Source organism: Methanooceanicella nereidis, assembly GCF_021023085.1.
Taxonomy (GTDB): Archaea; Halobacteriota; Methanocellia; order Methanocellales; family Methanocellaceae; genus Methanooceanicella; species Methanooceanicella nereidis.
Map to the genome: position 1 here is coordinate 373,892 of NZ_PGCK01000002.1, position 17,407 is coordinate 391,298.

General features: G+C 47.9%; 15 protein-coding genes. 8 read left to right on the forward strand and 7 right to left on the reverse strand.

Annotation, left to right across the window (positions count from 1 at the left end):
• Positions 1-23 precede the first annotated feature (23 nt).
• The 6 genes from CUJ83_RS04040 to CUJ83_RS04065 are packed head-to-tail and all read right to left on the reverse strand — an operon-like array spanning position 24 to position 5,449.
• The gene (locus CUJ83_RS04040) at positions 24-509 is read right to left on the reverse strand and encodes a chemotaxis protein CheD (RefSeq protein ID WP_230740875.1); all 486 of its coding nucleotides are present in this window, start codon (positions 507-509) and stop codon (positions 24-26) included.
• Between the two features lie 22 nt (positions 510-531).
• Positions 532-1,161, reverse strand: a complete 630-nt coding sequence (locus CUJ83_RS04045; RefSeq protein WP_230740877.1) for a chemotaxis protein CheC — start codon at positions 1,159-1,161, stop codon at positions 532-534.
• Positions 1,158-3,092 (reverse strand): chemotaxis protein CheA, encoded by a 1,935-nt coding sequence (locus tag CUJ83_RS04050; protein WP_230740937.1) that lies wholly within the window; start codon positions 3,090-3,092, stop codon positions 1,158-1,160. Before CUJ83_RS04050 ends, CUJ83_RS04045 begins: the two co-directional genes overlap by 4 nt.
• A gap of 21 nt (positions 3,093-3,113) precedes the next feature.
• Positions 3,114-4,166 carry a protein-glutamate methylesterase/protein-glutamine glutaminase gene (locus CUJ83_RS04055; protein WP_230740880.1) on the reverse strand — a complete coding sequence of 351 codons (1,053 nt, stop codon included), beginning with the start codon at positions 4,164-4,166 and terminating at the stop codon, positions 3,114-3,116.
• A gap of 12 nt (positions 4,167-4,178) precedes the next feature.
• Entirely contained in the window at positions 4,179-4,541 is a 363-nt protein-coding gene (locus CUJ83_RS04060; protein ID WP_255668315.1) for a response regulator, read from the reverse strand.
• A gap of 17 nt (positions 4,542-4,558) precedes the next feature.
• A complete protein-coding gene (locus CUJ83_RS04065) occupies positions 4,559-5,449 on the reverse strand; it encodes a DUF8579 domain-containing protein (RefSeq protein WP_230740881.1) in 891 nt (296 codons plus the stop codon).
• A 528-nt stretch (positions 5,450-5,977) separates the two neighbouring features.
• Here CUJ83_RS04065 and CUJ83_RS04070 point away from each other — a divergent pair.
• The 6 genes from CUJ83_RS04070 to CUJ83_RS04095 all read left to right on the forward strand — a co-directional run bounded on the left by CUJ83_RS04070 (position 5,978) and on the right by CUJ83_RS04095 (position 13,083).
• Positions 5,978-8,407 (forward strand): oligosaccharyl transferase, archaeosortase A system-associated, encoded by a 2,430-nt coding sequence (locus CUJ83_RS04070; RefSeq protein ID WP_230740883.1) that lies wholly within the window; start codon positions 5,978-5,980, stop codon positions 8,405-8,407.
• Entirely contained in the window at positions 8,404-9,633 is a 1,230-nt protein-coding gene (locus CUJ83_RS04075) for an outer membrane protein assembly factor BamB family protein (protein ID WP_230740885.1), read from the forward strand. The genes CUJ83_RS04070 and CUJ83_RS04075 overlap by 4 nt, the downstream gene beginning before the upstream one ends.
• Positions 9,634-9,740: 107 nt before the next feature.
• Positions 9,741-10,742, forward strand: coding sequence for a sugar phosphate nucleotidyltransferase (locus CUJ83_RS04080; protein WP_230740887.1), 1,002 nt, complete (start codon positions 9,741-9,743; stop codon positions 10,740-10,742).
• Between the two features lie 13 nt (positions 10,743-10,755).
• Entirely contained in the window at positions 10,756-11,712 is a 957-nt protein-coding gene (locus CUJ83_RS04085) for a UDP-glucuronic acid decarboxylase family protein (protein ID WP_230740889.1), read from the forward strand.
• A 53-nt stretch (positions 11,713-11,765) separates the two neighbouring features.
• Positions 11,766-12,668 carry a glycosyltransferase family 2 protein gene (locus tag CUJ83_RS04090; RefSeq protein ID WP_230740891.1) on the forward strand — a complete coding sequence of 301 codons (903 nt, stop codon included), beginning with the start codon at positions 11,766-11,768 and terminating at the stop codon, positions 12,666-12,668.
• A 55-nt stretch (positions 12,669-12,723) separates the two neighbouring features.
• Complete coding sequence (locus CUJ83_RS04095; RefSeq protein ID WP_230740893.1) at positions 12,724-13,083, forward strand: EamA family transporter; 360 nt, start codon at positions 12,724-12,726, stop codon at positions 13,081-13,083.
• Between the two features lie 126 nt (positions 13,084-13,209).
• On the opposite strand, the gene CUJ83_RS04100 is transcribed toward CUJ83_RS04095, so the two are convergent.
• Entirely contained in the window at positions 13,210-14,421 is a 1,212-nt protein-coding gene (locus CUJ83_RS04100) for a glycosyltransferase (protein ID WP_230740895.1), read from the reverse strand.
• 205 nt (positions 14,422-14,626) lie between these two features.
• Between CUJ83_RS04100 and CUJ83_RS04105 the strand changes: the two genes are divergently transcribed.
• Both CUJ83_RS04105 and CUJ83_RS04110 read left to right on the forward strand, forming a co-directional pair.
• Entirely contained in the window at positions 14,627-16,081 is a 1,455-nt protein-coding gene (locus CUJ83_RS04105; protein WP_230740897.1) for a flippase, read from the forward strand.
• A gap of 131 nt (positions 16,082-16,212) precedes the next feature.
• Positions 16,213-17,406, forward strand: a complete 1,194-nt coding sequence (locus CUJ83_RS04110; protein ID WP_230740899.1) for a glycosyltransferase family 4 protein — start codon at positions 16,213-16,215, stop codon at positions 17,404-17,406.
• Position 17,407 lies beyond the last annotated feature (1 nt).

The following is a 17,407-nucleotide window of genomic DNA, read 5'->3' on the forward strand; positions in this document are numbered from 1 at the left end:
TAATGGGACTATGAAGGAAGCGATCAGATCTCTCTGACAAGACCGTCCACATAGCGGACCTGGACCTTGCCGGTGACAAGGTCAAATTTCATCGTCCTGCCTTTGTTTCCAAGCACGTCTTCGGAAACGATCTTTATCCGCTGCCCTTTTAATATCTCCCGGCACATCGTCACATTATCAGAGCCTATGTTGAATACGCTTTTATCGGCGGACTGGAACATGCTGGCGCCACCGACAAGTTTAGCGGTGGTCCACAGATGGTCCACACCTTTCTTTTTTAGCTCTTCCATCATGATGGCGATCCCGGTATCCGCAAATTTTTTCAGGTTTGCTCCGGGGCGGGATCTTTTACTGTCAGGTAGCATAACATGGGCAAGGCCGCCCATTTTAGCCTTCGGGTTATATAGGGCTACGCCTACGCACGATCCGAGCCCGATGATCGATAGTGTTGCAGGGTTATGGGTGACGACTATCTCGCCCATTCCCACCTCAAAGACCTCGTCTGCCATTAGTCTGTGCCTTCAAATGTTTTTAACCGTTTACCTTTGATCCGAGAATGTCCAGTATCTTTTCAAGGGTCTCCGGGTTTGGCAATAAGAGCAGATAGCCATTCACGCAGTTTGATTCATCGCTCAGTGACGTCTTAAATATGATCGCGTTGGACGACATCCTGCCGATGTCCAGTAATATTTTTTCGATGAGCGACCTGGCCATGTCGAACGAATATGCGGGAGGCGACGGCAGCATCGTTATCCCCAATAGCCCGGCAGAAGCGTCGGAGAACGTCGAGACCAGTATATTGCCCACTTCCATCAGCGCTGACATTTCCATGTCAGTGATGGACATCGTCGTCCCGAGTTCCATGCCCATAAGTATGTCGGAAATGGCATATGCGCTCTGCTCGGGGAACAGCAGGTAAATGTGGCCTGTGTTGCTCTCCCCGTCCATAAGCTGGAAATAAAGTCCGGCAACGGGCTCATCCGGATCTATGAAAGTGAGAATCTTGCTAAGCGGGGCAAGTTCGATATCCGGGACTTTCATTTCTATGCCGCGCCCCATCATCTGCGACAGGGATGTAGCGGCGTGTGCCGAGCCGATGTTACCGAATTCCTTTAATGCGTCCTTTTGAAACTCCGTTAGTTCTATTGATGTCCCGTTCATTTTTTCACCTCTACGAGCGTCGAAATATCCAGTATGGGGACCACTCGCCCGTCGCCCATTATCGTGACTCCCTCGAAACCTCTGATGTTCTGTAAAAGACCGCTTAGCGGCTTAACGAATATCTCCTGCTGGCTCTCGATGAAGTCCACTAAAAGACCTATTTTTTCATCGCCTTTTTCAATGACGATGACAGTTCGTTTTTCCATATGATCGTTCGTGCCGATGTCAAAGAGCCTGTCAAGCCGGATAAGCGGCATCAGAGTATCGCGTATGACGATGACTTCCTTCCCGCTGATCGTCTTAATATCAGACTCGGTGACGTATTCCGATTCTACTACGTTTGTGATAGATACTGCATAATGCTCATCGCCGACCTTGATCAGAAGCGCCTGTACGATGGCTATCGTCGGAGGCAGCTTTAGAATGGTCTTTGTCCCTTCGCCGGGTTTTGAGTCGATCTTTACCGTGCCCCCAAGGCTCTCGACCTTCGTCTTAACGATGTCCATGCCCACACCCCTTCCGGAAACCTCGGAAAGTTTCTCTGCGGTCGAGAGGCCTGGTTTAAAGATGAGCATCAGCGCTTCGTCATCGCCCATGGCAGCAGCCTGGGCTTCCGTCAGCAGACCGCGGTCGATAGCCTTTTGTTTTACCCTATTGACATCGATACCTTTACCATCGTCTTCGACCTCAATAATGACGTTGCTGCGTTCCCTTCTGGCTACTAGCTTTACCGTCCCCGTCGCGCTCTTGCCCTTCGCGACGCGCTCTTCGGGCATCTCTATCCCGTGGTCGACTGCGTTCCTTATGAGATGGTTAAGAGGATCGCTGATCTCGTCGAGCACGGTCCTGTCCAGTTCTGTGTCCTGGCCTTCTATGATGAAATTTATATCTTTGCCCTGCTTTTTGCTTATGTCCCGGACAATGCGCGGAAATCTGTTAAAGACATGATCGACCGGGAGCATGCGTATTCGCATTATCTCGTTCTGCAGGTCGGTTATCGAGCGATCTACCATCGTAAGCGTCTCGTTCAGGTCTATCAGGCCGTGCTTACTGCCGATCTGGAAAAGCCTCCCCCTGCTGATCACCAGTTCCCCTACAAGGTTCATGATGACGTCAAGCCTGTCGATGTCGATGCGTACACTATGGATGTTTTTTACGCCTTCTTTGACAGCGGGCTTTTGAGCGGCCTCTTTCTTTTCGACGGCCCTGGTCTTGACCTTTACCTGGCTTATCTCGGCCACTCCTTTAGCCTTTCTTTCGACGTCATCGATGCTTTTGTCAGTCTGGATGACAAGGCTGAAGTCATATGAAAATTTTTCATCCTCAAGATCCTGGATAGAAGGGGTCGTAGTTATGATGCTGCCTATCTCGGACAGGTTCTGGATGACAAGAAATGCGCGTATACCTCTGAAATCGCTGGACTTTTCTATAGTGACATGAACTTCATACTCGTTCGATCCGGCAGGAGCTTGTTGATCCTGGCTATCTGCCGGAGTGGCCGCGACTGCTATTGCTTCTTCGCCGGACTGATCGATCGCAGTATCTTCCGGAGTCTGTTCGCATACTACAAAGCCATCGATCTTTTCCGATATTGATGAGATGTCAACGGATCCGTTTTCGCCGGCCTCTATGTCGTCTGTCATTGACTCGAGAGTGTCAAGACATTCAAAAAGCACGTTCACAAGCCCGGAATCTGCTGTCAGCTGGCCGTTACGGAGCCTGTCGAGAAGGTTCTCCATCCTGTGCGTGAGCGTCTCCATGTCCTTAAAACCCATAGAAGCGGACATTCCCTTAAGCGTATGAGCTGACCTGAAGATCTCCTGTAATACGGATAGCTCCGAAGGGCACTTCTCAAGCTCCAGCAAAGACCGGTTAAGGCTTTGCAGGTACTCCCTCGCCTCGCTGACGAACATATCCCTGTACTGTGACATATCCAAATTGACCCTCTCCTGTTACAACATTTTCATGATCTCGTCCGCGATCCTGTCGAGCGGGACGACGCTATCGACGCAGCCCAGCTCTATGGCCGCCCTGGGCATACCGAAGATCACGCTCGTTTTTTCATCGCATGCGATAGTCCGCCCGCCTCTGGACTTAATGTTCTTAAGCCCGAAAGCGCCGTCGCATCCCATGCCTGTCAGGACGACACCAAGGACTTTAGAGCCATAGATATCAGCGGCGCTGTTCATTGTGATATCGGCTGCCGGCCTGACACTGTGGACCGAGGGGCCCTGGTTAAGTCTTACAGTTTCCCTCCGGATGATGCCGGCCTTTTCTTTTACTATTTCCATATGATAGTTGCCGGGAGCTATAAGCGCAAGACCATTATTGACGTGATCCCCGTCCTCTGCCTCTTTGACGTCGATGTCCGATATCCTGTCAAGCCTTTCAGCGAAGGACCGGGTAAATCCCGGCGGCATATGCTGGACAATAAGTATACCGGCGTTGATGTTACCCGGTATCGACGACAGGACTTTTTCAAGGGCCGGCGGCCCTCCGGTAGAAGTGCCGATCACGACGACGTTGCTTGCCCGGACTCCCCTATTCCTTTCCGATTTTATTTTCTGGCCTTTTGTAGCATGTGAATATGATAGCTTCTCCCTGTCGATCTTGCAGGCGGTCTTGATCTTTTTGATAAGCGACTCCTTTACTCGTTCAATGTCGAGAGATATCGAGCCGGACGGCTTGGTGACGAAATCCACAGCACCTGCCGCAAGAGCGGAAAATGTCGCATGCGCCCCCTCTTTCGTGACCGCAGAGACCATGATGATGGGTGTCGGCCTTTGCCTCATTATGGCGCGTACTGCAGAGATGCCGTCCATCCCGGGCATCTCTACGTCCATGGTGATAACGTCCGGGGAAAGTTCCTTGACTTTCTCAACGGCCTCCATACCGTTTTTCGCTGTGCCGACGACAGATATCTCCCCGGGGACGTTAAGCATATCCGAGATGATCGTCCTCATCAGGATAGAATCGTCTACGACCAGCACCCTGATCAAGCTCAAAATGTAATACCTCTACGAACCCAGGACTTTCTGTACCTCTTCGAGTACTTTCGGGGCCTGGAAAGGCTTTACAATGTAGCCTTTTGCTCCGCTGGTGATCGCTGCCCTGACCATAGCTTCCTGACCCACGGCGGTGCACATTATCACCTTTGCGCCGGGATCGATCGACTTGATCTGCTTTAATGCTTCTATGCCGTTCACACCCGGCATGACAATGTCCATTGTAACCAGATCCGGCTTTAGCTGCTGGTATTTTTCCACTGCCATAGCACCGTTCTCGGCTTCGCCTGCTATCTCATACCCTTTGGGAAACAGTATGTTCTTTAAAAGTGTCCTCATGAACGCAGCGTCGTCCACGATAAGTATCTTGGCCAAATGTGTTCCTCCTTAGATCATTTTTTTTCGATTGTGACCTTGTTCATAATGTCAGTGACATACTTCACGCCCTTTGGCGTCAATTCCATCTCGCGCCTCATGCGAACGACCTTGGCAAGGCCCAGCGCCAGCATCTTGTCATAGATCTCCTCGATCTTTACATCGTCAACGTTCAGCATCGATTGTATCGCGCTCGAGTCGACGCCGCTGTATACAAGGGTCGCTACCTGTTCTTCGATCTCCGAAAACTTCTGGTCGTCCTTTATCTTGTAGCGCTCTGTAAGGTCAGAGAGATATTTTTCAAGCATATCCATCGTATTGTCCGGGCACAGGACAATGCTGGATACCGCTTCGCTCAGGTCGACATGGTTCACAACCAGGACGTAGCGGTCCTTGCCGCTGATCTTTCGGGTCTCGCGGCTAATGCGTGTGATGTTCTCGAGCCCTACACGGATGCGCTTCGTTTTGGACATGAACCATATGGCTTTTTGAGTGGCCAGAAGAAGACCGGCATCCCAGGACGTGGTCGTTAGTAAAACACCGCCTCTGCTCGCGGGAGATATAAAATAGATGCTTGTCTTGAAGGCGTCGGAGATGTATTGCAGAAAATATTTTCTAAGAGATTCGATTGTCTGGGAGGCGGCGGATATCATGCAGGCATTGAACTTTCCGTTCACATACCTCGTTATGACCAGGATCGTTTTTCCGTTCTGCTCCCGAACCTCTACGTCTTCAAGCCCTTTTAAGGGCATTCCGATACGCTGTCCCCCGTTGTTAAGGTACAAGTTCTGGTTAGTGATGATGATAAGGCCGTTCTTGACCCATCGTTTTTCATCTATATCGCCGTCAGGATCTGCCGAAGATATAAAGTCAACATTTGTTTTGGCTACAACTGTTTCTTGTTCCATATTTACAACCTTTTTACATCATACTAACATGTACTGCAGGGATGATCGCGTCGTTAGTTTGCCCGGAACATTTTCCCTGCAATATGTCTGTCGGCCCGGATCCCGGGGAAAATCTCTGTATCAGGAAATTTCATACATCCCGGTGTTGGACTCCTGTCGCCAGGAGCGGATCTTGATCGGGGGCAGGACATTCGGAACCCGCAAGCCACGAATTTACTACGGGACATTCAGATGGCCCGCAAATTAATCCTATAATTGAATCCCGTTCTCCAGTTTAATTCGTATTAATCAGAATAGATTAAAAATATTTTGTAAATAAAATAGAATTACCGAATGGGAATTACAAATTGATAATGTTAAGAAAATAAGCATATATTAGGCTCATAAAAAATCGTGAAGTAAATATTTACATATTATTATAAAATATACTCTAAGCCCGGATACTAACCGAAAAAGTATAAAATAATTAAAGCTCAGTGTATTGAGAATAAGATACCGCATACCCGACAAATTTTTAAATAACATAACATGATTAGTTTAATGGTTTTAGCCATGACCCCTATCCGTGAAAAAATACCAGGCATTTTTAACAATCATTTCTTATTACTGGCGGGAATAATGGTCCTGGGCCTGATAATCCGTCTGATACCGGTTACATACAATATAATTAACGGCCAGGTCATACTCCCCGAATTCGACACATATTATCACCTTAGAAGAATAACATATACGATAGAGCATTTTCCATTCACTAACATATATGACTCATACGTGAACTATCCCGGCGGATATCTTATAGGATGGCCGCCACTCTTTGATCTTATAGCTGCCACGCTCTCGCTGATCGTGGGATTAGGCAGCCCGGACAGGTTCACCATAGAGCTGACATCATCGATGCTGCCGGTCGCCATCGGGCTATTATCCTTGATACCGCTATACTACCTGACCAAAGATGCCATGGGTGAAAAAGCCGCGCTTATCGCAGCTCTTGTCATGGCGATCCTGCCTGCGGCAGTTTTCAGGACGGTTTTCGGGTTCGCCGACCATCATGCCCTGGAAGTCCTGGTGTCCCTGACGATGTATGTGTTATTCATCCGGGGCGTCACTATGGCGCGGGACAGCGGGCTCGGGTTTTCCAATCTCAAGGAAAACAGGAAACCGGTAACATATGCCGTACTGGCAGGCATTGCAGCCGCATGCATGGTATTTACCTGGGACGGCGCGCCGATATTCATAAGCATCATAGTGATATACGCATTCATCCAGTATGCCTATGACGCATATAATAAGATGAACCCGGAATATCTCACTGTATCGGGATTGATCACTTCAGTGACAGCGCTTATGATCGTGGCACCGTTCGCGGCCACGAGCAATATGGGGCAACAATTCCAGATCACAGCCATCTACCTGTCATGGTTCCATATATTATTCCTTCTCGGCATTGCAATATTCTTCCTTGCGGCAGGCATGCTTTTCAAGACAATGGCAGATAAAAAAGCTCCCTGGTATTCGGCGCCCGCGATAGTGATAACGGCAGGGGCTGCGGCCTTGATGTTCATTAAGTTAGCGTTACCGCAGTTCTTCAGTAACATAGAAGAAGGCCTGATATTCCTGAGCGGCGGCAGCAAGGTGCTGCAGACCATCGTCGAGGTGGAGCCTTTACTTTCCTATAACGGCGAGCTATCGTTCATCATACCCTGGGTATACTTCTCCACCGCTTTCATACTGGCGATACTGGGCTTTATAGCATACCTGGCTTTTACGCTGCCCGACAAAAAGGTCAGGAACGTAGAGATCTTCCTGATAGTATGGACTCTAATTATCATTGTTCTGGGGCTGCTCCAGAAAAGGTTCGTCTATCTACTGGCGGTCAACGTAGCGATATTCTCGGGATACATGATATATGTAGGGCTAAACCTTGCAGGCCTGGACAATATCGGCAAGGCCGAAAAGTCCAGGGGCAAAAAGAAGATGCCGAAAGCGGGAGAAGGAGCGATACAGCCTGCCCTTATAGCCGTTTTCATCATATCGATCATAGTCCTGCTGCCGGTACTTAACAACGCCATAACGATAGCTTCCACTCAGGAGCAATATTCCAAAGACTGGAACGATGCCTGCACATGGCTGAGAGATAACACGCCGAAAACGTCATATACATACTCTGCCGACATCGGGACCGCGCCGGAGTATGGCGTCATGTCCTGGTGGGACTACGGGAACTTCATCCTTTATAGAGGGGAGCGGCCTGCTGTCTCAAATAATTTCCAGACAGGCATAGAAGATTCGGCCAGGTACTTTGTCGCCGGGGATGAATCTTATGCTAACTCAATAATGGATAAGCGTAACTGCAGGTACGTGATGATAGATCAAAGGATGGGATCGCCATATGCTGGTGCTATGTATGGCATTTTTGATAACATCCCCTACATGGCTGATGAAGACCCGTCAAGCTATTATATGTTTTACCGAATGCCGGAGCCGCTGGGCTCCGAAGAGGTCATTGACGGCAACGATAAGTATTATGATTCGATGTACGCCCGCATGTTCTACGGTGACGGGTGCGGAGGCTTTAACGAACTGGGAGGCATCGTAGATGGCCTCGAGCACTACAGGCTGGTTTATGTTACTTCAGGCATAGACCCGGTTAAAATATTCGAATACGTGAAAGGATCAAAGATCACTGGTACCGCACAGCCAGGCTCAAAAGTAGAGCTGCGCCTGACGCTGGAAATACCTGGTGGCGATACGAATAAAAAGACGTATTATAGCTCCGCGATAGCTGACAGTGACGGGCAATACAGTTTCACGGTCCCATACCCGACTTCAGGATACCCGGGCGTTATAAAAGCCGTATCTAAATATAGTATAATATCGGGAGCCTCTGAGGTCCTCGTGGATGTGCCTGAGGATGCGATAAGCGAAGGAAAAGTCATCAATGCGGGAGTGCTATCATGAAAAGAGCATTAAGTTTATTCATAATCATCCTGCTCGCGCTTTCAATGCCTGCAGCGATGGCAGATAGCTGGACACAGGCAAAAAAAGATGCCCAACATACATCCTATACCGAAGACATTCTAAAACCGCCCTTGAAAGTAGCATGGAGTAAGGAAGTGGGAGGGCAATCGGTGGCATCCCCGGTCATCTGGAACGATATGGTGTTCTCAAGCAACGGTGCCGGGAAAAAGATCTTTGCGGTAGACATTAAAAACGGGGCTCCGGTCTGGAGCTTTGCGACTGACGGATATATCGAGTCAACAGCGGCGATATATGACGGAAATATCATATTTGGCTCGTATGACGGGAACGTCTATAAGCTCGATGCGACCACAGGAGATCTTATCTGGAAGTCTTTCGTGAACGGCGGGATGTACTCATCGCCCCTGATATACAAAGATCATGTTTACACAGGTACAGACAGTGACAGATTTTATGCGCTTGACCTTGACAGCGGAAAAATATCCTGGACCATTGACGGCGTCACGCAATCGTCGCCAGCCGGATGGGGAGATAAAGTCTATGCGGCCATGTTCGACGGTGAGCTTTATGCATTGAACGCGAACGACGGAAGCGTAGCCTGGTCATATGATAGCGGCGATGTCTTCCATTCATCCCCGATGGTCTGGAACGGTAAATTGTATATAGCGACGAGGAGCGGCACGCTGTATTCATTCGATGCGAATACAGGGGACATGATATGGGAATATGACCTGAAGTACAGGACAGATGCCACCCCGACAATGGACGAGAATACAAATACAGTCTACATCGGGACGTACGGAGGATACGTACATGCCCTTGATGCAAATACCGGATCGTTGAAATGGGTGTCTGATTTCTATGGCCCGATATACTCCACTTCTGCCGTATCGGGCGATGCGCTATACGGGTCTTCCCAGGACGGCAAGCTCTTTTCGCTAAGAACTAATGATGGCTCATGCCTGTGGACATACGAACTGGGGTCCGAGGTTTTCGCCTCGCCGGCCATATCGGATGGGTATATGATCATCGGGACGTTAGGTAATAAGATCTATGGTTTTATAGAAACGGACATAGAGTCGACGGCGGCCCCGGTAATGGATGGCCCGGACATACCGGCACGGGCAACTACCCCTTCTACGGACATATTAGTATGCCTGTTAATATTGACCACGATAGTATTAATTATAAGAAAAAGGGAATAAAGGGTGTAGACAGCAGGCATAAATGTATATATACTTAAAGTTTAAATGCCTAAGCTAAGCCAATTATCGTTCGGTGTAAAATTGCCGAGAAGGAACGGAGGGCCGACATGAAAGTCGTAATACCGGCCGCAGGTGCTGGAAAGCGCTTATATCCCCATACATATACCAAGCCAAAACCTATGGTCTTTGTCGCAGGTAAGCCGATAATAGGGCATATACTGGATAAGATGGTAGGCGTTGACCCCGAGGAGGTCATCGTCGTAGTGGGATATATGAAAGATAAGATCATCTCTTACATAGATTCCAATTATAAAGATTCGTTCGATAAGATAACATATGTCAACCAGGATCAACAGCTTGGTCTCGGGCATTCCATTTATGTAACTAAGGAAGCCGTCGAAGACAGCCCCATCCTGATAGTGCTGGGTGACATGATCTTTAAGAACGGGTACGGTGAATTTTTAAAGCTGCACGAATGTAACGGAAAATGCTCCGGCTCCATTGGCGTGAAAAACATCGATAATCCACAGCATTATGGTATCGTCTACCTGAACGGCGATAACACAATTAAAAAGATGATAGAAAAGCCTAAGAACTCGACCTCAAACCTTGGCATAGCAGGCGTCTATTTTATCGAGGATACACCTGCGCTGTTCAACGCGCTGGACGATATAGTCTTGAACAGGGAGTCACAGGGAGAGATTCAGCTTACGGATGCGCTCCAGAGATCCATAGAGTATGGCTCTACGTATAAGACGTTCGAAGTAAGCAGCTGGTATGATTGCGGCAGGCCGCAGTCTTTGCTTGAAGTCAACAGGATACTGCTTTCCGAGAAAAACATGTCGGAGGTAGCCGGCAAGAATGTGATCATGATCGAGCCGGTATCGATCGGTAAGAATGCACAGGTCGAAAACTCTATAATAGGGCCTTATGTATCGATAGCTGACGGGTCTATAGTGCAAAACTCTATAATACAGGATAGCATTATTGGCGTTCAGTCAGAGGTAAGATATATGACGCTACGCTCATCCATAATCGGTGACGGCGTCGTTATACACGGTAAGTCTAATTCTCTGAACATAGGGGATTCGTCGACGATAGAATTCTAGATCAGGTGTGGACATGGCATATACTTCATTGGTCACAGGCAGCGCAGGTTTCATAGGATCCCATTTATGCGATCATCTTCTGGAAAAGGGTGAGAGAGTTATCGCTGTAGATAACTTTGGAAGCGGTAATAAGGAGAATATCAATCATCTCGAAGGAAAAGAGGACTTTAAGTTCATAAAACACGACATAAGAGAGCCATTAAAGCTGGATGAAAAGGTCGACTTCGTCTATAACCTTGCATCCAGGGCATCGCCGGCGGATTTTGATAAATTCCCGGTAGAGATAATGATGACCAATAGCCTGGGAGTCTACAATATTATCAATGTAGCGATGGAACATAAGGCAAGGTTCCTGATGGCGTCTACGTCGGAATCATACGGTGACCCGGAAATAAGCCCGCAATCCGAGACCTATTGGGGACACGTAAATCCGGTAGGACCACGCAGCTGCTATGATGAGAGTAAAAGGTTCTCGGAAGCGTTAACTATGACGTTCATAAGGCATCATGGCCTTGACGGGCGCATAATCAGGATCTTCAACACCTACGGGCCCAGGATGAGGCTGGACGACGGAAGGGTCGTCCCGAACTTCGTGACCCAGGCGCTTTCCGGCAATCCGATGACGGTATATGGCGATGGATCGCAGACAAGGAGCTTCTGCTATGTTTCGGATCTCGTAAGGGGTATCTACATGATGATGCATAGCCCGAAAGCTAAAGGCGAGGTCATAAACCTGGGCAACCCGGTAGAGATGACCGTCATGGAATTCGCCCGGCTCATTAAGCAAAAGTCCGGAAGCGATTCTGAGATCGTTTTCAAGCCTCTTCCCGAGAACGATCCGCTCCAGAGAAAGCCGGATATTACAAAAGCCAGGGGGATACTGGGCTGGGAACCGGAGATCAGGGTTGAAGAAGGGCTGGATATCACCATGAAGTGGTTCCATGAGAGAATGCAAAAAGCCATAGAATAAAATTATTGGATAGAGTTATCTGTGTTCAAATACTTAAAGAAAAGGCCGATATTATGAAAACGACACTAATACTGCCTGCATATAATGAAGAGGAAGCCCTACCGAAGACGCTGGAAGAATATTTCGATTACGCCGATGAGATCATCATTGTCAATGACGGCTCTAAGGATAACACGGATAGGCTGGCCAGCGAGTATGCATCTAAATTCGAGAAGGTCAAGTACATAAAGCATGAAGTGAACAGAGGCAAGCCCGAAGCCCTGAGAACAGGCGTAAAAAATTCCACCGGTGACATATTGATATTCACCGATACGGATTGTACTTATCCGGCAAGATATATCCCTGAAGCCATAAAGGAGATAGAGAACGGAGCCGACATGGTCCTCGGCGCCAGGATATTCAACGATCAGAACGTCCCGAAGCTTAACAGGTTAGGTAACAGGATATTCTCAATGCTGATCACGTATTTTTGCTATAGCATGATACTCGATGCCCAGACGGGTTTCAGGGTCATGAGAAAAAGCATATTCCCGCGGCTAGATGTCAATGCGAGGAACCTCGAGTACGAGACCAAGATGACAATGAGGGCGGCCAAGCTCGGTTATGATGTCGTTGAGATACCCATCGAGTACAGGCAGAGAGTGGGCAGGTCAAAATTAAACCCGTTCAAGGACGGGTATAATATGCTAAAATCGATCCCTTCAATAATATGGAAGGAAAGCACGTTACTCCTGAAAAGCGTGCTTGTGGTCAACGCCGTGCTGTTTTCCATCGGCTTATTGTTCGGTGCTTTTTCATTATATCAAAAACTGACCATCGGCGTAGTGACACATGAATACTATCCGTTGATAGCCGTAATTTTCATACTCGTGGCCATGCAGCTCATGAGCTTCAGCCTGATCATGGATTTCATAGTCAACAAGCTGAACATGATAGAGAAGAAGATCAGGAAATGAAAAGACAGGGCTGAGAAGGATGTTAATATTGGCATTCCATAAAAGGGGAAAATAAATGAACGTTATCATCGAGTTATTGATCGCGACAGTGCTTGCTGCCGCCGGGCAGGTATCATGGAAGCTGGGCATGCGAGGGGTCGGAGCGATCGAATCATATGATATTCCTACGCTTTTCAGGATGTTCACGAACTGGCAGGTGGACCTGGGTCTTGCGTTATATGCGATAAGCACGGTATTCTGGCTAAGCGCGCTGTCAAAAAAAGACCTGTCATACGCTTACCCGTTCATTGCCGGGACATATATCTTCGTATTAGTCCTCTCTTATCTGTTCCTGGGAGAGAACTTCGGGATATACCGCGTCATAGGAGCCGGAGTGGTGTTGGCCGGGCTGTTCATTATTATAAGAGGCGGCTGAACTCTCCTTTTCGGATAAGATTATAATATATTCGGAAAACTGATCTTATTAGATTCTTTTTATGGAAGATCAGAGCGAGAAAAAGAATAGGTAATGTTCATGATATTAGCCGAAAGTCGTATCGGCTTACATCAATTCACTATATACTGACCCTATCATTTTAGATATCTTATTAATACTGAACTCTTCTACTGCCCGCTCCCTGGCAGAGAACTTAAGCCTTTCACGATAGGCCTTGTCTGTCATGATATTTTTTATCTCGCGGTAAATAGAAAAAGGGTCGTCAGGCTGTATCAGGATGCCGCCATCACCCAGAACCTCGGGAATGGACCCGCTGAGCGTCGATATGACAGGTAAACGCGAGGCCATGGCCTCCACCAGCACCATCCCGAATTGTTCCTGCCACCATGGGGCTGTGATGCTTGGAAGTATGAAAGCGTCCGAGACATTATAGAGTTTCGGGACCTGTTCATATGAGAAGCTCCCGATGAGGCTCACCTGCCTGTCGATCGCAAGATCCTTGATGATTTTTGCCATATTATCTTTTTCAGGGCCTGACCCGGCGATCAATATCTTTATGTTTCTTGTTTCAACGTCCAGCGATAATAATTTCGCCGCATATAACAGGTCGTAAATCCCTTTCTCTTTAACCAGCCTGCCCATGAACAGGACGTTGAACCCATTATCGGACAGGCCGAACCTCTCGATCAGGGCCGGGTCTGCATCCGCAGGCTTGAACCTTTCAGTATCTACGCCTACCGGTATTGTCCTTATCTTATCTTCGGGCACGCCCTCTATTATCAGTGCCTGTTTCGCCCTTTCCGTAACAGCGATAAAAATGTCAGTGTTATCTTTAACGTACTTTACTATATGGCCGTTTTTCGTCATCTTTTTACAAAAAGGCTTCAAAGGCCCGGGCATACTTTCGCATCCCATGAAAAGCTTCGTCGATAGAAAGGGTATGTTCTCCCAAACTGTCAGTACCAGTTTTTTATTCTTTTCCTTTTTTACCCTGGCTGCCTGATAAGAATAACCGTTAGACGTTTCCGCAGCATGTAATATATCCTTGTCTTCGAGCTCTTTTTCCAGCCCGAACATTTTACCGTTCATACCCCGGGGAAGAGACAGGCCATAAGCCACTCCTTTTGCGACCGACGGTAAAAAACGATAATATTCTTCAAAGGTATGCAGCCTTTTTACCGGAAACCTGATCCCTTCGGTCTCGAAATTATTGGCATAGGACGCATACCCGGTAATATCGATCTGTGATCTCAGAGGAGCATAGCTCTGCATCTCAAAAGGGTTCATGTTGCTTCCGCGTATGATTGCTGCCTTCAAGTTAATCCGCCTTATATTCCCGGGTCGTGTTACTTCGTATAAGAAGAAACCATATATAGCATTATCGTTTATAGAAAAGTGTAAATCTAAAAGTTATGGAAATAGAAGCCCTCTTGTGCCGGCATGATGTTTTGACGCTAAGGTCCATTCATGCCAGGACCGTATGAAGAGGTCCCGGATATTGAAACGGTTTACTGGTGGTCTGATGGGCACTGCAAAGAAAATCGCACAAAACACCTTTATTTTAATGCTGGCCCAGATCATCAGCACTGTCTTTGGTTTCTTCTATCTTGTGATAATAGCCCGATATCTCGGCGACGCGGGATTCGGTGTCTTAAGTTTCGCGCTGGCGGTCACAGGTATGTTCTCGGTCGTGGCAGATCTGGGCCTGAGCGTATTGACCACCCGTGAGATAGCCCGCAATAAGTCTCTGGCCGGCAAGTATATCGGCAACCTGACGATGGTCAAGCTTGTCCTGTCCGTCATAACTTTCGGCCTTATCTTTGCCACGGTCATGATCCTTGGATATCCACAGGAGACCGTCATAGTGGTCTGCCTTGTGGCAATATCTACGATCCTTATGACTTTCACAAATCTATTTTATGGCATTTTTCAGGCATACGACGAGATGAAATATCAGGGCGTCGGCCAGTTCCTGAACAGCCTCATAATGTTCTCAGGCGTCGTCGTCGTAGAACAGCTTGGATATGGCATCATAGAATTCTCGCTCGTATACTGTATTGCGGCAGCCACTGTCTTTATCTACAGCATTGCCACATGTGCCAGAAAGTTCGTGGCCCCCCGTATAGAGATAGACATGAAATTTATTAAGCCCACCTTCATGGAGGCCTTGCCGTACGGGATGAGCGGGCTATTCGTGACCATATTTTACTGGATCGGTTCGGTAATGCTGTCATATATGCACGGGGACGAGGCGGTGGGCTGGTATAACGGCGCTTACAGGCTTATCCTTTTCATCCTGTTCATCCCGACCATGGTCAGCGTATCGATATTCCCGGCCATGGCCAGGCTACACGTATCGTCTCAGGATATGCTGCGGTTCGCTACGGATAAATATTTCAAGTATATGGCGGTCATCGCTTTGCCCATGGGCGTTGGCACTACGCTGCTCGCCGATAAGATAATCCTGACGATATTTGGCTCCGAATACGTCAATTCGATAATCGTCCTTCAGGTCCTTATATGGTCGGCTGTATTCATATTCCTGGGAAGCGCGTTTGCCCGGCTGCTTGAGTCTTCCAACATGCAGATGGCCGTCACGAAGATCACGGCCACATGTATGGTCCTGAACATCACCCTGAACCTGATACTGATACCCGTGTACAGCTATGTGGGTGCGAGCGTCACGACTACCATAACCGAGCTTATATCGTTCGTTCTCTGCTTCTATGCATGCATCAGGCTCGGGAAGGTCGGTTACGCTAAGAATCTCAAGGATATTTCAAAGCCGTTCATAGCGAGCCTTATCATGGGCGCTTCCATATATCTGCTCATGGATCAAAGCGTCTTTTTATTGATACCGGCTGCTGCGGTGTTTTACTTCGTGGTCCTGTACGTGCTGGGCGGGTTCGAGGATGAGGACATCGTACTTTTCAAAAGCATTATTAAAAAAGAGAGCCCGGTGGCCGATAACAAGTGACCGCCGCAGGAAACATGACAGCATCATCGTTATCCGAATTTTAAAAGACCAAAACGTTTAAATGCCATCATGTAATCTTCCTAAATAATTCGCTGGTTGCTAACATTATACAGCCTTCTTGGTGACATCTAATGAAGATCACGTTCATAATCCCAGGTATCGGTTTATCCGGAGGGGCCAGGGTCGTATTTGAATATGCGAACCGCCTTATCGAAAGAGGGCATGAAGTTACCGTGGTATATCCGCTTCTGCCGATGCTCCTTTTGAAAGAGCCTTTTTTTTCAAAGCTTAAAAGAAATTTAGGAGCTATTAAGGACATCAAAAAAGGCAATAAGATAAGCTGGTTCGACCTGAAGGCCAGGCTTGTAAGGGTACCGACGCTGCACCCCGGGAACGTCAGGATCGTTGAAAGGATGATACCGGATGCTGACGTAGTGGTCGCTACCTCCTGGGAGACGACATACCCGGTAAGCAGACTTAGTGATAGAAAAGGCGAAAAGTTCTACTTTGTCCAGCAGTACGAGATATGGAAAGTATGGGACAGCGAGGAATGCTGGAAAGAAGCTGAAAAGATAGAGAGCGACCCCGACAGGGTATACTATGGCATGATAAAAGTAGATCCCGAAGACGAATCATTAAAAGAATATAAGAAAATGGTCGAAAAAACATACACCCTGCCTCTTAGAAAGATCACCATCTCAACATGGCTCAAGAATGTCATAGAGACCTTCGGAGGGACCGTTGAGGGCACTATCATCAACGGCGTGAATTTTGACATTTTTTACAGGGATTGTCAGGATCATAAGAATGATCATGTTACGATACTTATGCCTTACAGGCCTTATAAGAACAAGGGCACGGAGGACGGTATGAAAGCGTTCGAGGCCGTAAAAGAAAAATATCCGGACACTGAGTTCATAGTGTACGGAGATAGACGCCCGGCGGAGCTTCCGGACTGGATAACGTTCTACGGTAACGTTTCTGACGACAGGCTAAGGGAGCTTTACAGCTCATGCGATATTTTTGTCTGCCCAAGCTGGACGGAAGGCTGCCAGCTGCCCCCGATGGAAGCAAGTGCCTGCGGATGCGCGGTAGTTGCTACCAACGTAGGGGGAGTCCCTGACTATGGCATTGACGGTAAGACGATCGTGGCGCCACCTCCAAGGAAGCCGGGAGCACTTACCGAGAGCATCATCGGGCTCATAGAAGACGGAGCTCGCAGAAAAACGATAGCAAAGAACGGGTACGAACATATAAGGCAGTACACATGGGATAAGGCAACGGACGAGTTTGAGAGTATCCTGAAAAAGTATTCCAGAGTATAAT